This window comes from Vibrio sp. (genome assembly GCF_047973365.1).
GTDB lineage: Bacteria > Pseudomonadota > Gammaproteobacteria > Enterobacterales > Vibrionaceae > Vibrio.
Genome location: NZ_JBKEBW010000171.1, coordinates 1 through 17063, shown reverse-complemented (window position 1 = coordinate 17063; position 17063 = coordinate 1). Strand labels below are relative to the sequence as shown.

11 protein-coding genes and 1 pseudogene are annotated in these 17063 nt (G+C 46.2%); 10 read left to right on the top strand and 2 right to left on the bottom strand.

Features of this window, described 5'->3' with window-relative positions; genetic code table 11:
• The 5 genes and pseudogenes from ACK5MF_RS19220 to ACK5MF_RS19200 all read left to right on the top strand — a co-directional run.
• A pseudogene (locus tag ACK5MF_RS19220) lies at positions 1-200 on the top strand (3-phenylpropionate MFS transporter); the annotation flags it as partial.
• Between the two features lie 186 nt (positions 201-386).
• Positions 387-3821, top strand: a complete 3435-nt coding sequence (locus ACK5MF_RS19215) for a NahK/ErcS family hybrid sensor histidine kinase/response regulator (protein WP_416924119.1) — start codon at positions 387-389, stop codon at positions 3819-3821.
• A gap of 247 nt (positions 3822-4068) precedes the next feature.
• Entirely contained in the window at positions 4069-5385 is a 1317-nt protein-coding gene (locus ACK5MF_RS19210; RefSeq protein ID WP_416924118.1) for an anaerobic C4-dicarboxylate transporter, read from the top strand.
• A gap of 313 nt (positions 5386-5698) precedes the next feature.
• Positions 5699-7306, top strand: coding sequence for an ATP-binding protein (locus tag ACK5MF_RS19205; protein WP_416924117.1), 1608 nt, complete (start codon positions 5699-5701; stop codon positions 7304-7306).
• Entirely contained in the window at positions 7296-7997 is a 702-nt protein-coding gene (locus ACK5MF_RS19200) for a response regulator (protein WP_416924116.1), read from the top strand. Before ACK5MF_RS19205 ends, ACK5MF_RS19200 begins: the two co-directional genes overlap by 11 nt.
• Positions 7998-8061: 64 nt before the next feature.
• Here the strand turns inward: ACK5MF_RS19200 and gppA are convergent, their stop codons facing one another.
• A complete protein-coding gene (gene gppA / locus ACK5MF_RS19195) occupies positions 8062-9555 on the bottom strand; it encodes a guanosine-5'-triphosphate,3'-diphosphate diphosphatase (RefSeq protein WP_416924115.1) in 1494 nt (497 codons plus the stop codon).
• 7 nt (positions 9556-9562) lie between these two features.
• Entirely contained in the window at positions 9563-10867 is a 1305-nt protein-coding gene (gene rhlB / locus ACK5MF_RS19190; RefSeq protein ID WP_416924114.1) for an ATP-dependent RNA helicase RhlB, read from the bottom strand.
• 133 nt (positions 10868-11000) lie between these two features.
• Here rhlB and trxA point away from each other — a divergent pair, with 133 nt between their 5' ends.
• From trxA to fre, 5 genes are all read left to right on the top strand, one after another.
• Complete coding sequence (gene trxA / locus ACK5MF_RS19185) at positions 11001-11327, top strand: thioredoxin TrxA (protein ID WP_416924113.1); 327 nt, start codon at positions 11001-11003, stop codon at positions 11325-11327.
• A 220-nt stretch (positions 11328-11547) separates the two neighbouring features.
• On the top strand, positions 11548-12807 hold the full coding sequence (rho, locus tag ACK5MF_RS19180) for a transcription termination factor Rho (protein WP_416924120.1): 1260 nt from the start codon (positions 11548-11550) through the stop codon (positions 12805-12807).
• 141 nt (positions 12808-12948) lie between these two features.
• Positions 12949-13941, top strand: a complete 993-nt coding sequence (locus tag ACK5MF_RS19175) for a hypothetical protein (RefSeq protein WP_416924112.1) — start codon at positions 12949-12951, stop codon at positions 13939-13941.
• A 104-nt stretch (positions 13942-14045) separates the two neighbouring features.
• Positions 14046-15899 carry a 4-hydroxy-3-polyprenylbenzoate decarboxylase gene (ubiD, locus tag ACK5MF_RS19170; RefSeq protein WP_416924111.1) on the top strand — a complete coding sequence of 618 codons (1854 nt, stop codon included), beginning with the start codon at positions 14046-14048 and terminating at the stop codon, positions 15897-15899.
• Complete coding sequence (fre, locus tag ACK5MF_RS19165; RefSeq protein ID WP_416924110.1) at positions 15896-16609, top strand: NAD(P)H-flavin reductase; 714 nt, start codon at positions 15896-15898, stop codon at positions 16607-16609. Before ubiD ends, fre begins: the two co-directional genes overlap by 4 nt.
• The last annotated feature ends 454 nt before the right edge of the window (positions 16610-17063 follow it).

Here is a 17063-nt window from a genome sequence, read left to right as displayed (position 1 = left end):
TGTACAATGCCATTCCGCTTGGCGCTGTGATTGCGATGATGACGACGCTAAGCGGCTGGGGTTATGAAAGCTGGGGCGCGGGCGTGTTCTGGGGTATGGCGTTGATGGGGGTATTGGCTCTGTTTGTGAAAGTAGATTTACTTCAGTCACAAGTTAAAGATGCCTCAACAGTGAAAGCGGAGCCTGAAGCACAAAATTAACCCATTTCGATTGTGATAATTCTATTTCCTATATTAAATAAAGCCTCGTAAAAGAGTAATGCCTGTCAGTTAAGCTCAAAAAGACAGAATATGCATTCCCACGCAGAGCACGGGAACGAGGATTTTCTTAACTGATTGGCATTACTTGTAAAAGAGGCTTTTATTTACAGGGAATAGGGAAGTTGAATGCAGGGTTGGTTGGTGATTCCAGTCTCGCTCGCTTATTTAGGCGTGCTGTTTCTTATTGCATGGTATGGCGATCGTCAAACACGTTGGTTGGCGAAATGGCGGCCCTGGATATATAGCTTATCTATCGCCGTTTACTGCACCTCTTGGACTTTCTACGGAACAGTGGGGCAAGCCAGTCAGAACCCGTGGTCATTTTTACCTATCTACATTGCGCCTATTTTCGTCTTTACCTTTGGTTGGCGGATTTTAGCTCGTCTGATCCTGATTGCTAAACGGGAACACATCACTTCTATCGCGGATTTCATCGCGGCGCGCTATGGAAAATCTCAGGGCTTAGCGGTTGCCGTGACATTGATTGCGGTGGCAGGCATTTTGCCTTATATCGCTTTGCAGCTACGCGGCATCACGATGGGGCTGAATATTGTCGCCCCGGATCTCGGGACTCAGCTTGGCTATCAGGACGACAGTGTCTCCTGGTTTGTGGTGTTAGCGTTGGCGTTGTTTACTATGCTGTTTGGTACGCGCCATATTGATAATACCGAACACCACCGCGGGATGATGATGGCGATTGCTTTTGAATCTATCGTCAAGCTGATTGCGTTTCTGGTGGTTGGGATGTTCATTTTATATCTTGCGCTGCGCGAGCAAGAGGTTGCGTTGTTGGATGTGGCACGAGAAACCTATCAGGCACCCAATTGGCCGACGCTGTTGGTGCACACCATTCTGACTATGATAGCCATCATCTGTCTGCCGCGTCAGTTTCATACCATGGTGGTGGAAAATGAGCGTGCGCAAGACTTACACACCGCGCGTTGGTTATTTCCTTGTTACCTCATTTTGATGAGCATTTTTGTTCTGCCGATTGCATGGGTAGGGCAGAGCTTATTAAGTGGCACTTCGCCAGACACGTTTGTGATTAGTGTTCCGGTTGCGGTTGGCGCCAATGATATTGCCTTATTAGCGTTTCTTGGTGTCACCTCTGCCGCTTCTGGCATGGTGATTGTGTCGACCATTGCATTGGCGATCATGGCATCGAACGATTTGGTGATGCCGTTGTTACTGCGCCGCATGCGTTTGTCACAACGCAATCACCGTCATTTTTCTGGTTTGCTGGTGATTATTCGTCGCACGTTAATCTTATTGTTATTGCTCGGCGCATGGGGTTTTTATCTGGTGCTCGATACCATCCCATCTCTGTCGGCAATTGGTTTCTTGTCTTTCTCGGCGATCACGCAATTTTCGCCCGCATTGATTGGCGGTATGTATTGGCGGGAGGGAAACCGTAAAGGTGTTTATGTCGGTCTGCTGGTGGGGTTCACCTTATGGCTGATCACGCTGATGAGCGCCACCAACATGTTGGCGGGCGACCATGAAAGCAACGTGCTGTTGTGGGTGATCACACCGCCTGAGTTGCTCGGCAATATGGGACTAGAGAGTTCTGACTGGGGGATGTTGCTCAGTGTTACCTTGAACACCATCTGTTATGTGGTGGTTTCTATCGCAACACGTTCTAGCCTGAGTGAACGCTTACAGTCGGCATCTTTCGTTGGCACGCCATTGCCGGAAAATGAAAACATCAGTTTGTATCAGAGCCGGGTTACGGTTGCGGAGCTTGAAATGCTCGCCTCGCGGTTTGTTGGTCGTCAACGTGTACGCGCAGCCTTTGGGCAGTATTGGGATCAACAGCGTGAAACCTTGATGCCCAATCAACAAGCGCCAGCAACCTTGATTCGTCACACTGAGCGAGTATTGGCTGGGGTGTTTGGTGCTTCTTCAGCCAAGTTAGTGCTTACTTCGGCTTTGCAAGGTCGCAACATGCAATTGGAGGAAGTGGCGACGATTGTTGATGAAGCGTCCGAGCTTTATGACTTTACCCGCGGTTTGTTGCAAGGGGCGATCGAGCACATTAGTCAGGGTATCACAGTGGTGGATAAGCAACTGCGGCTGGTGGCCTGGAATCAGCGCTATTTAGAGCTGTTTGATTTCCCACCTGGGCTGATACAAGTTGGCCGCCCCATCGCGGATGTCATTCGTCATAACGCGCAGCAAGGTTTATGTGGTCCGGGCGATCCGGAAGAGCATGTCCGCAAACGCGTCTATCACTTGGAGCAGGGGACACGCCACACCTCTTCGCGCGTTCGCCCCGATGGTCGAGTGATCGAAGTGCAGGGTAACCCGATGCCGGGCGGTGGCTTTGTGATGAGCTTTAGCGATATTACCGTTTTCCGTAACGCAGAGCGCACGCTGCAAGAAACCAATGAAAACCTGGAAGAAAGAGTATTAGAACGTACTCGTGAGCTGGAAACGCTGAACAAGAAGTTGGTCTCTGCCACTCAGCGCTCCGATCAAGAGTCGCAATCCAAGTCGCGCTTTTTGGCGGCGGTCAGTCATGACTTAATGCAACCGCTCAATGCGGCGAGGTTATTTGCTTCGTCTCTGTCTGAAGTGGCGCAAGAAGAGGAATCTAAGCGCCTGTCTCGCCATATAGAAAGTGCCCTCAGTGCCGCCGAGGATTTGATTGGCGATTTGCTCGATATTTCCCGCTTGGAATCTGGCAAGCTCGAAGTGAATCTACAGAGCTTTAAAGTCAATGATGTGCTTGCCAATTTAAAAGCGGAATTCGAAGCCTTGGCTCGTCAGCAGGGCATTCATTTCAGTACCGTTCCATCGTCACTCTATGTTCACTCTGATCCTAAACTGTTGCGTCGTGTGATCCAGAACTTTTTAACTAACGCTTTCCGCTACAACCCGAAAGGGAAGGTGGTTCTGGGGGTGAGACGCGTGGCAGATAAGGTTCGTATTGATGTCTGGGATAACGGTATCGGCATTGAGCAAGATAAACAGCAAGAGATTTTCGAAGAGTTCAACCGTGGTAGTCAGGTGCGTTCAGACCAAGGCTTGGGGCTGGGGCTGGCAATATCAAAAGGGATTGCCTTTGTGCTTGGGCATGAGATATCCATGCGCTCCTGGCCCGATCAGGGGAGTGTGTTCTCGCTGACATTAGATAAAGCTGAACCGGCACAGATGGTGCCACAAAATGCTGTTCTCCTCGAAGCGGTGCATGATTTGGCACACTTACGCATCTTGTGTGTCGATAACGAGCAGGACATTTTAGTCGGCATGCAAACCTTGCTGGAACGCTGGGGGTGTGAGGTAAAAACGGCACTGGACATCAAACAGAGTATGAAGGCGTTGGATAATCAGTGGATCCCCGATGTGATTTTTTCCGACTATCGGCTTGATAACGGCCGCACTGGCTTAGAAGTGTTGCAGCAGTGTCGGTTACGTCTTGGCGATTGCTTTGAAGGGGTGATCGTGAGTGCCGATCGCAGCCCTGATATTTTGGAAGGGATTAAATCTAACGGTTTTAGTTTTATGGCTAAACCGGTAAAACCGCTCAAACTGAGAGCGTTGCTCAATCGAATTGGTTGATATGTTGAAGACTGCCTTCCCTTCGAAAGGGGAGGCGTAAAGGCTTGTGATTAAGAAATAGGATATTAACTACTACTTTCGTATTAACAAAAGTTACAAAAGTCGACTTTAGTTACTTTAGTTATCCCCTCAGAAAAATTGTGTCTTTAACTTGATAATCTAATATCAATTAAAACTACAACAGTGAATCTCTGCTAGAACTATACCCAAGGGTATAATTGATTCACATCAGAAGAGGGAATGAGCAATGTTTTATGTCCATTTAGCGATGCTGCTGGCGATTATATTCGTTGGTATCCGGCACGGAGGGGTGGCATTTGGTCTATTAGGTGGTCTTGGGGTCAGTATCATGGCCTTTGTATTCGGTGTTGCACCGGGTAAACCACCGGTTGATGTTATGCTAATCATCCTAGCGGTTGTTGCTGCATCGGCAACACTAGAGGCGACTGGCGGTTTAAAATTGCTGGTTAAATACGCGGAAAAACTGATGCGTAAACATCCAAACCAAATCGTCTTTTTAGGCCCACTTTGTACTTACACTTTGACGGTTTTGGTTGGTACAGGACATTCCGTTTACCCGCTACTGCCGGTTATTTATGATGTGGCTTATGGCAAAGGTATTCGTCCTGAACGCCCAATGGCAATCGCATCGGTTGCGTCGCAAATGGGTATTACAGCAAGCCCTATTGCGGCCGCGGCGGCGGTGATGATGGCAACGGCGACCGCCAATCACGTTGATATCAGCTTAGTTGACGTGCTTAGCGTAACCATTCCTGCCACGCTTATTGGTGTGCTGGTAGCATGTACCTGGAGTTTGAAACGCGGTAAAGATCTGGATAAAGACCCTGAATTTGCTGAGCGTTGTAAAGATCCAGAATTCGTTGCTGCGCTACAAGATAAAGACGCGATGGGCGATGACAAAATCAGCAGTACTGCGAAGAAAGGTTTAGGTATCTTCCTTGCTGGTATCCTGACGGTAATTTTTGTCGCTATGTTTGGTAAAGATCTCAATCTGCTACCTAAAGGCGTGTCAATGTCGGTGGCAATTCAGTTCTTGATGCTAACTGTTGGTGCCATCATTCTGGTATCGACTAAGATCCAACCGAAAAAAATCGTCAACGGTAACGTGTTTATTGCCGGTATGACCGCCGTGGTCATCATCTTCGGTATTGCTTGGTTAAGTGACACTATTATCACCCATCATAAAACTTTCATTGTTGATTCCATTCGTGACTTGGTCAACGCACACCCATGGGCGTTTGCTCTGGCTATGTTTGGCACTTCAATCTTCTTGAAAAGTCAGGCGGCGGTATTAACCATTATGTTGCCACTTGGTTTTGCGCTGGGCATTCCGCCGAAAGTGCTGATTGGTGTACTACCTGCGTGTTATGCCTACTTCTTCTTCCCATTCTACCCAAGTGACTTGGCGGCGATCACGTTTGACCGCTCAGGCACGACGCGAATTGGTAAGTACGTACTGAACCACAGTTTCATTCTGCCTGGCTTTATTGGTGTATCAACCGCCACCGTAGTCGGTTACTTCATCTCGATGGCGATTAACTGATCATCATCACTGTTGGCACTTCCCTAATACTAAGGGAGGTGCCATTTCACTTATTATTCTCATTTATTCACCCCTTAGCTGTGGCTGCGATCAACTTCTGTTTTGAACGTGGTTTACAATCACTGGCTGAGCATGATAGCTAATATACTCTTCCTACTTGAAGCTGCAGCGCTTTATGTTTTGGTATGGGGGCTACGCTCGTTCACCCCAATCGCATAGTGCATCTATGCTCATGGGGATTCACTTACTTGCCGCCTACCTGCAACTCCAAGTAGTTTGAGCATTACTGGAAATGCGCTAGCCTGGTGAGCTGATGAAGTTAAAAAACTATATTACCTTAAGTACCATCATTGCTTCTTCTGCCACTGTGGTGGTGGTTACTTTGGTGATCTTCTATTTATTGCAAGTCTCTTACCATGATGGTCTACGCGCCCGAGGACTAGAGCTGGCACGCGTGATTGCCCATGATCCGTATGTGATTACGGCAGTTGAACAACATAACCAAAACCCTACGGTTTCTCATCTCAATGCTTATATTGAAGGTATCCGTCAACGCACCGACGCCTCTTACATTGTGGTGGTTGATAAACAGGCATTGCGTTTAAGTCATCCCAATAGTGAGCGTCTTAACCAAACCTTTATTGGTGATGACATTTATCCCGCATTGCGCGATGGTGGGGAATACAGCACTTTTGCCACGGGTTCATTGGGGTTAGCCGTACGTAATTTTTCTGCCATTGAAGTGAATGGCGAAGTGATTGGCGTGGTCTGTATCGGCTATCTGGCGGATAAAGTCTCTTCTGTTATTTGGCATCAGCGCTTACAGATCGGATTATTGGTAGCAACGGTTTACCTGCTCGGGCTGTGTGGCATTAGCGCCTATCTTTATAAGTTCAAACAAACCTTTTTTGATTACGAGCCGGAATTTATCGTTAACAAATTTCGCGAGTATGAGCTGGTGTTTAACTCGATTCGCGATGGCATTGTGGTGGTGGATAAAAATATGCACATCACCATGATTAATGATAGCGCCTGTCAGGTGCTGTCGATGCGAGAGTTTGGGCGTGATGAATATGTTCGTCACCCTTTAAGTCGTTATTCCGCAACCTTGAACCACTTGTTATTAGATAGCGCTAAAGTCTTTGCCCAACATGAAGTGATGCTGGGTAATGTCAATCATCATGTCAATATTTATCCACTCAATATTGGTAAAGTGTTCAGTGGTTATGTGATCGCGTTTTTTGTCAGCCTTACGCCGAATGAAATGGAGAAAGAGCTGGCTTATTTGAGAAGTTATTCGGCTTTGCTGCGCAGTAAAACCCATGAGTACTCCAATCGTCTCAATGTGCTATCGGGCATGTTGCAGATGGGAAATTATCAACAGGCGATTGAATTTGTTCAGCAAGAGACAGACCGCTATCAACTGGTGGTCAATCGTATTGTGCGTACCATTGCCGATAGTGCTGTGGCTGGGATCCTTCTCGCCAAATTCAATAAAGCGGAAGAAATGGGGGTAAAATTTACCGTTGATTCAGATAGTAGCCTGGCGATTTACGAGCGTAATATTGCCGAAAAACTGGTGACAATTAACGCCAACCTGATTGATAACGCCCTGCTTGCTGCCTGGCAGAATCGTAAGCAGGTTGTGCCGCTAGTGGCGTTATACATTAGCGATAGAGGCCCACACATCATTATTGAAGTGGAAGATAGTGGTCGTGGTATTCCAACTGACTTAGAAGACAAAATTTTAGATTTTGGCGTCAGTAGCAAACAAGGTGATGAGACTTGTGGTATCGGTCTGTATCTCGTTAATCAACTGGTGGAGTATTTAAACGGCAGTATTGATTGGGAAAGAAGCGATAATCATACTACGATATTCAGCGTTTATCTGGACAAAAAAGAGTGTAGCCATGGGGCGTAAGGATATTGCTAATAACGACATTGCCGTAATGATCTTAGAAGACGATTTGCGTGCCAGTTATGTACTGGAGTCGACCATCAATCAGCAAGCTGGGTTTAAAGTGGTGGTCGCCTGTGAAACTTGTCTCGAAGCCAGAATGCAATTTGAGTTGTTTCAGCCTGATTTAGTGTTCGTCGATATTACGCTACCGGATGGCAGTGGCATTGAGCAGGTCAGGCAGTGGCGGAGTAAAGGTGTCGATAGTCATTTCATTATGCTTTCAGGTATACGAGATAGCCGAACGATAGAAAAGGCGATTCAGCTTGGGGTGCGTGATTATCTGGTCAAGCCGGTACGGATGTCGCGCGTGGTGCAGTCACTGCAAGACTATCAACAGTATCGACAAACGCTGTTCAATAATGAAGAAGTCGATCAGATGGATATTGATCTGCTGTTACATAAATCATCGCAAAGCAGCGTTCGACAAACACCGAAGGGCATAGATGAAGCGACACTGGCGTCACTTAAAGATTATTTACAGCGTGAACGACCGAAGACTTTTTCCTGTGAATTCATCGGTGAAAAAATGCATTTCAGCCGCATTACCGCAAGGCGTTATCTGGAGTTTCTCGAGTTGGAAGGCGTGTTACGTTTGGAGTTGGATTACACCACAGGCGGGCGTCCGAGACGTTTGTATCAGCTTATTGAGTGAAGGTGAGTGAACACGTTGTTGCTTCTCCCCCTCATCTGAGGGGGAGAAGCAAAAGAAAAATGGTTTACACCATCTCAATGGATAGCGGCCAGCCTATATCCGTTTGGCGGTTCGCTTCAAGCTCAAGCTCTGCGCGCGTTAATGGATTGGCTTGCAGCCATTGTTTGTCAATTGACAACGTCAGTTGGTCGCCATCGGCAGAAATCGCAACACTCGGCTCTAAGTCAACGCAACGACGGTGGCTGAGAAGTATCGCTAAACGTAATAGGCGTAACACACGTTTACCACTGTCTGCCGATAGCGCATGTTGCTCTGGCAGGGTTGTTAATTGTTCGCGGTAGCGTCTGGTTAATTCTGCCAGCAAATGCTTCTGTGCGCGGGTAAAACCGGGTAAATCGAGGTTCTGTAAAAGATAAGCATTGTGTTCGCCGCCTTTTTTGAAATCAATCGATAAACCAATTTCGTGCAGTTGCGCCGCGGTAAGCAATAATATTTCCGCTTGCGGCTCTGCAATCCACTTCTGACCACCACACTGAGCAAGCAGTTTGCCAGCCAGCGTGGAGACTTGCTGGGCATAACATTGGTCAATCTGATAGCGAGTCTGGATACTATGCACGGTGCGCGAACGAATATCGTCTTGGCGTAAGTCGACCATCATATCGTAGACCAAGCCTTCACGCAGAGCGCCGCCGGCGAGTGTCATCGATTCAATGTTTAACGATTCGAAAATGGCGATCAAAATCGATAAACCGCTAGGAAAGACCAACGCTCTCTCGAGTGTTAGCCCTTCAATGTCAAGCTCTTCAAGATGATCAGACTGCATCGCCTGTTTCTTGAGACGATTCAATTTAGCCAAAGTGATGACTTCATCCATCCCCTGAGCCAACATGATCTCTTGTAGAGCCTGAACGGTTCCACTTGCTCCCACGCAGACATCCCAACCTAACTCGGTGTATTGTTGCAAAATAGGAGCTAAGCGTTTTTTCGCTGCATCTATTGCGTTGTTAAAGTTGCGGCTGTTGAGCTGGCGGTCTTTAAAATGACGTTCAAGCCAAGTCACGCAGCCCATTTTTAAGCTGGTTAACGCTTTTGCCTCGAAACCTTCACCGATAATCACTTCGGTACTGGCTCCGCCAATATCCACCACTAAGCGACGCCCAATTCCACCGGAAGTGTGAGCGACGCCTTTGTATATAGTGGCCGCTTCTTCTTCACCAGAGATGACCTCAATAGAATGTCCCAGAATTTTATTCGCTTTAACCAGGAAATCATTGATGTTCGTCGCAGTACGCAAGGTCGCGGTGCCTACGATACGAATGTTCTCGTGTGGGATATCTTGTAAGCGTTCAGCAAACAAACTTAAACAGTCCCAACCGCGTTGCATGGCTTCATGACTTAACGCGTTATTGTCATCTAAACCGGCTGCAAGACGTACTTTACGCTTGATTTTAGCCAAGGTTTGAACGCTGCCGTCGACATGGCGAACTATCAGCATATGGAAGCTGTTAGAGCCTAAATCAATCGCGGCATATAACGGTGAAGAAACAGTCTGGCTCATAGATGAATTACGAATCCTTTGGCTTTTGCGGTGCGCGTGGGCGTCTTTGTGGCTTACGATTTCCGTTGTTGCGAGAACCACCTGTATTGGTACGACGTTGTGGCGATGACGAACGTAGGGTGAGTGGTTTCGGCAAATTGGTCAGTAGTGCTGATGGATCGTAATCGGATACTGGGATCGAGTGTGCAATGTATTCTTCAATTGCCGTCAGGTTGATCGCGTACTCTTCACATGCAAATGAAATTGAGTGACCACTTGCGCCAGCACGACCAGTACGGCCAATACGGTGAACGTAATCTTCACAGTCATCAGGTAGATCGTAGTTAAATACATGGGTTACTTGTGGGATGTGCAGACCACGTGCCGCCACGTCTGTCGCCACCAGAATGTCCACTTCACCTTGAGTAAACTGCTCCAAAATGCGCTCACGTTTTTTCTGTGGTACATCACCGGTCAGCAAGCCTACACGGTGACCATCAGCAGCAAGCGCGCCCCAGATGTTTTCACAACGGTGTTTGGTATTGGCAAAAATGATGGCGCGATCTGGCCAATCTTCTTCAACCAGCGTTTGTAGCAGTGCCATCTTATGTTCGTTAGAAGGATAGAACAGCTCTTCTTTGATGCGATGACCTGTTTTTTGCTCAGGCTCCACCACCACATGCTCAGGATTGTGCATGTGTTCGAAGGCGAGTTCTTGAACACGGTATGACAATGTCGCCGAGAACAGCATGTTGAGACGATCTTTTGGCTCAGGCATCCGGCGGAACAAGAAACGGATGTCCTTAATAAAACCTAAATCAAACATGCGGTCTGCCTCATCGAGAACCACAGCTTGAATGTTGTTTAGATTGAAAACACGTTGCTTGTAGAAATCGATGATACGGCCCGTTGTACCGATCAGGATGTCGACACCTTCTTGAAGTTTGCCCAACTGTTTATCGTAGCTTTCGCCACCATAAGCCAGTGCAGCTTTAAGGCCTGTGCTTGCCGCTAACGTGTCAGCATCGTTATAGATCTGAATCGCGAGTTCACGCGTCGGAGCCATAATAATCGCACGAGGTTGAGTGACTTTACGTCCTTCAATTTCGGGTGTTTTCAATAAATGGTTAAAAGTCGCAGCAAGAAACGCGATGGTTTTACCAGTTCCCGTTTGGGCCTGGCCTGCAATGTCTTGGCCGGTGAGCAGTACCGGCAACGCCAACGCTTGGATCGGGGTACAGTATTCGAACCCTTTTTTATCCAATCCTTCAATCACTTGGGGATGTAAATCCAAGTCGGCGAATTTTTGCTCTGTGATATGTGTCTTTTTCATTGCTATAGAATATCAGCTTCCGCTTGCATTACGAAAGTAAATACATTCCAATAGAGCATCTATTTACTGATTAGTCGATAATCAGCATGTTGAACAATCAATAATCAGTGCAGAAAACACATTGGAGTGGAAGATGAGTGAAAAAATTTTGCAGCTATCTGATGATGGTTTTGAAAACGATGTAATCAAAGCTGCAGGCCCGGTTCTAGTAGATTTTTGGGCAGAATGGTGTGGTCCTTGTAAGATGATTGCTCCTATTCTTGATGAAATCGCGGAAGAATACGAAGGTAAACTCACTATCGGTAAACTGAATATCGACCACAACGCAGGTACACCACCTAAGTTCGGTATTCGCGGTATTCCTACGCTATTGCTATTCAAAGATGGCGGCGTAGCAGCGACTAAAGTAGGTGCGCTGTCTAAAACTCAGTTAAAAGAGTTCTTGGACGCAAATCTATAATTCGCCTTAACTTTACCGTACATAGAAATATGTACGGTTTTGTTTTTTTAAAAAACAATTTATAGATTAGTGAAAAAAACAATTTCTAGACTAGTCTAATATTTAGTGCTAGTTTATCGCACGTAAATTAAACAAGTGTTCACTTCTTGGTCAGTCCTACGACCAAATCCATCTTAAACTAAAAATAGATCCTATTTTGACTAAACAAGTATCCACCACAATGAATCTAACAGAACTGAAGAACAGACCCGTATCTGATCTTGTCAAACTTGGTGAAAGCCTGGGCCTTGAAAACCTTGCGCGTCTGAGAAAACAAGACATTATTTTCGCCATTTTAAAAGCGCACGCCAAGAGCGGTGAAGATATTTTCGGCGACGGTGTTTTGGAAATTCTTCAAGACGGTTTTGGTTTCTTGCGTAGCGCAGATAGCTCATATCTTGCTGGCCCAGATGATATCTACGTATCTCCAAGCCAAATTCGCCGTTTTAACCTACGAACAGGTGACTCGATTGCCGGGAAAATTCGCCCGCCAAAAGAAGGTGAACGTTACTTTGCACTTTTAAAAGTGAACACTGTTAACCACGACAAACCTGATAACGCACGTAACAAAATTTTATTTGAGAACTTAACACCACTGCACGCTAATGAGCGTATGGTCATGGAGCGTGGTAATGGCTCGACTGAAGACATTACAGCACGTGTTCTTGATCTCGCATCTCCTATCGGTAAAGGTCAACGTGGTCTGATTGTCGCTCCGCCAAAAGCGGGTAAAACCATGTTGCTACAAAACATCGCCCAAAGCATTGCCAGCAACCACCCTGAGTGTGAGCTCATGGTACTTCTGATTGACGAACGTCCGGAAGAAGTGACTGAGATGCAACGCTTGGTGAAAGGTGAAGTGGTTGCATCAACGTTTGATGAACCCGCATCTCGCCACGTGCAAGTGGCCGAAATGGTTATCGAGAAAGCAAAACGTCTTGTTGAACATAAGAAAGATGTCGTTATCCTGCTTGACTCTATCACTCGTCTGGCGCGTGCGTACAACACTGTTGTGCCTTCATCGGGTAAAGTTTTGACTGGTGGTGTGGACGCTAACGCATTACACCGTCCAAAACGTTTCTTCGGTGCCGCTCGTAATGTAGAAGAAGGTGGTAGCTTAACCATCATCGCTACAGCACTGGTTGATACCGGTTCTAAAATGGATGAAGTTATTTACGAAGAGTTCAAAGGTACAGGTAACATGGAACTGCACCTGAACCGTAAGATTGCTGAAAAACGTGTTTTCCCGGCGATTGACTTCAACCGTTCTGGTACTCGTCGTGAAGAGCTGCTCACTAAGACTGATGAGCTACAAAAAATGTGGATTCTGCGTAAGATCGTTCACCCAATGGGCGAGATCGACGCAATGGAATTCCTGATCGATAAGTTAGCAATGACCAAAACCAATGATGAATTCTTCGACGCAATGCGCCGTCAGTAATCACGTTTTCGTCATTTCTGCGCAAGCAGGGAGCTGATTTAATCGATCTCGATCATAAGCACCACCCATTGGGTGGTGTTTTTGTTTGCATTCTTTTTATAACCGCACGACAATTAAGGAGAGTGTTAACAGGAGGTTAATATGCAACAAGGAGTGTTGTTTCGTTTATTCCTCTCTCTTTTATTCGCTTGGACACCGGTCTGCGCCGTGGAAGTCTCTACAGTCAGTCAGCAAAGGTTGCTGCAAGATAACCCACTACAACAGAAAGTGGCTGAGTTGGTCGATCTGGCGATAAAAGACGATATCGATGCGCTTTCTTTTGCGCTGGAACGGATCTCGTTGCCACAACAGGAAGCGGCTCGTTTTTTATTGTTGCAACACATAGAGCAGCATCAGATCGCCTTGTCTGAACATTTGTTCCAATTTGTGGAAAAACAGAAAAATATTGTGCCTGTTTACCAAGTGCTGGAAAAAGGGCAAGGCTATGAGTTTTCTGTTCCCGCCTTTGATTACATAGCAATAGCTCACCGATTAACGAAGCAATGGAAGAAAGATCAGAGCGTGGTTAACTTTATGCTCAATGCGGAAAGTGGTGAGTTACACCTGCAACAATGGTTGACGGGACCTGACTACTTAGTTCAGGAACGGGAAGACCTACTGCTGAGCGAGTTTGCTCACTTGTCTGATAACGTTCAGCATCAACTGGTTAAGCAGTTGACCGATGTGAAAGTGGTCAGTTGGTTACCTTCTTCAACGGTAATGGTCAAAATGGCACAGGTGACCAATGATGCTCCGCTGTATAAATTGCTATGGTTGATGCGTGCTGACTTTTATGTCGAGCAAGAGTTAGACCGTCTCGCCGAGCGAGGCGATGATTTCGCTATCCAACAAATTATGCTGGCAGCAGATAATCCAAGGCTGGCAACCAACGCATTACAGTGTTTAGTCAAGATCCCCAAACCTTTTTCCGATGAGGTGAAACAGTTCTTGGTAAAACGTTTGGAAAATTCGACCGATGCACCCGTTGTAGCGCAAGCACTAGCAGAGCAGGGGTATCAACCTTGGTTGAAAGAGCTGCTTAACAATAATCGCCGGGTGGAAAGCCAGGCTATTTTGCAAGTTTTAACCCCGTAACACGTATCCTTTGTGCCTGTCAGTGGCCAGTTTGAATAAAAGAGAAACCGATAGCAGATTGTTTTTGTTATACTGCGCGCAGTTTAATCATTTTCAGAGCAGCTATGAGCTTTAAAAACTTACGTGATTTTCTTGAGCATTTAGAAGCGCACGGACAACTCAAACGTATTACTCATCCTATTGATCCGCATTATGAAATGACGGAAATCAGTGATCGAACATTACGTCAGGCAGGTCCTGCTTTACTGTTTGAAAACCCGATTGGCTACAATTTCCCGGTTCTTACTAACCTTTTTGGCACACCTGAACGTGTGGCTATCGGTATGGGACGTGAAAACGTTCAGGATTTACGTGAAGTTGGAAAACTATTGGCTTATCTGAAAGAGCCTGAACCACCGCGCGGCTTCCGAGATGCTCTGGATAAGTTGCCTGTGTTCAAGCAAGTACTGAATATGCCGGCAAAAAGACTGCGTAAAGCACCTTGTCAGGACATTATCTGGCAGGGCGACGAGGTCGACTTAGACAAATTGCCAGTGATGAGCTGTTGGTCGGATGATGTGGCGCCGCTGTTAACTTGGGGTTTAACCATTACACGAGGCCCAAACAAAAAACGCCAGAATCTGGGTATCTATCGTCAGCAAAAAATTGCCAAGAATAAAATCATCATGCGTTGGCTGGCTCACCGTGGCGGGGCTCTCGATTTTAGAGAGTGGATGGAATCACACCCCGGAGAGCGTTTCCCTGTTTCAGTCGCCTTCGGTGCCGATCCTGCCACTATTTTAGGTGCGGTAACCCCAGTGCCGGATACACTATCTGAATATGCGTTTGCAGGTTTACTGCGAGGCAGTAAAACTGAAGTGGTGAAATCAGTCAGTAATGATTTAGAAGTCCCTGCCAGTGCGGAGATCGTACTGGAAGGTTACATCGACCCGAATGAGTATGCCGATGAAGGCCCTTATGGTGATCACACCGGTTACTATAATGAAGTGGAACGTCACCATGTATTCACCGTTACGCATATTACTATGCGCAACAAACCTATTTACCACAGCACGTACACTGGTCGTCCGCCAGATGAGCCCGCCGTTCTTGGCGTGGCTCTGAACGAAGTCTTTGTGCCGATATTGCAAAAGCAGTTCCCTGAAATCGTTGATTTCTACCTGCCGCCAGAAGGTTGCTCCTACCGTATGGCGGTGGTAACTATGAAGAAGCAATATCCGGGGCACGCTAAGCGCGTCATGATGGGCGTATGGTCTTTCTTACGTCAGTTTATGTATACCAAGTACGTGATTGTTCTTGATGAAAGTGTCAATGCACGCGATTGGCATTCTGTCACCAAAGCGATGTGTCAGCATATGGAACCCGCGCGCGACACGCTCATGATTGAGAACACGCCTATCGACTCTTTAGACTTTGCTTCACCAGTGGCAGGGCTCGGTTCCAAAATGGGCTTAGATGCAACCATCAAATGGGATGCGGAATTGGCGATGACACCGAAAGGTGAATCGACAACATCCCATGAAATAACAGCGGCGGATATCGAACAGTTCAAACGTCTTCATCCACAAATCGAAGACATGTATTTCCCTCCGTCGACAGAAAATCGCATCGTGATTATATCGATGCGCAAATACGCTGCTGGCGAATCTAAAACCTTGTTAGAAGCCGTATGGGCATTTTGGGCCGAGTATGCCGATGCCAAATTTGTTGTATTGTGTGATGACGATGTGAACGCCAGGGATTGGAATGATATTATCTGGGCTATCACCACCAGAATGGATCCCGCTCGCGATACTTATATTATACCTGCGCAAGATGGCGTTGTGTCTAAGTTAGGCTTGGATGCAACCAACAAGTTCGAAGGTGAGGTCTCGCGTGAGTGGGGAACGCCGATTAAGAAAGATCCTGAGCTAGTCACTAAGATTAATGATGTCTGGGAGCAGTTAGGAATACAATGATTATAAAATGTAAAGTAAAGTCGATAAAGTCTTTGGCCAGCAACACTTATCAAATCCTATTACACCCGGAGCAAGCGGTTGCGTTTAACGCCGGTCAATATCTGATGGTGGTGATGGGTGAGAAAGATAAGCGCCCATTTTCTATTGCCAGCAGCCCTTGCCGTAATGAAGGTGAATTAGAACTGCATATTGGAGCCGCAGAGCATAATGCTTATGCTGGTGAAGTTGTACAACTGATGCGAAAAGCATTAGAACAACAAACAGAAATTGAAATTGATGCACCGCATGGTGATGCATGGGTTAAAGAAGATAGTGAACGCCCTTTACTGCTTATCGCTGGCGGTACTGGATTTAGCTATGTACGCTCAATCTTGGATCACTGCATTGCGCAGAACAAAGTGAACCCTATCTACTTATACTGGGGTGCTAGAGATAAAAGTCAGCTTTACGCTTTGACTGAGCTTGAACAGCTTGCAGCAAAATATGGAAATGTTCATTTTATTCCAGTAGTTGAAGAAACAGAGGCTAACTGGCAAGGAAAAGTAGGTAATGTCTTGCAAGCCATCAATGCGGATTTCGAATCGCTAGCCGATTTTGATATCTATATCGCTGGACGCTTTGAAATGGCGGGAGCTGCGAGAGAGCAATTCACTCAAAATAAACAGGCATTGAGTGAAAGAATGTTTGCAGATGCATACGCTTTTATATAAAAACCCAGAGATTTATAGATGAAAAAGAGGGCTAAAAGCCCTCTTTTTGTTATTTTTGCTGCTTTATTAAACGAACGAGATGTTTTATCTATTTTTTTCAAAAAAGAACTAGCGCAGTTTTAATTACTCCCTATAATGCCGACTCACTGAAACGACAGACGTCGCAATGCTTCAGCAGGTGTACGTAGAGGATAAGACTTCTAAAAAAGAAAAATTGAAAAAGTGTTAGACACTAACAATTATCTCGTTAGAATGCTCCTCCGCTTTGAGAAGATAGCTTCTGCAAAGCAAAGCTCTTTAACAATTTAAACCTATCAATCTGTGTGGGCACTAGTTGATTAAAATCGAAGATGATTCTAAAGAATCAACTAGGTTTCAATGATACGAAGTGACCATTGAGTCGCAAGAATCAGCACAGTCTATTCAAACTTTACATTTATGTAATGTCAGTATT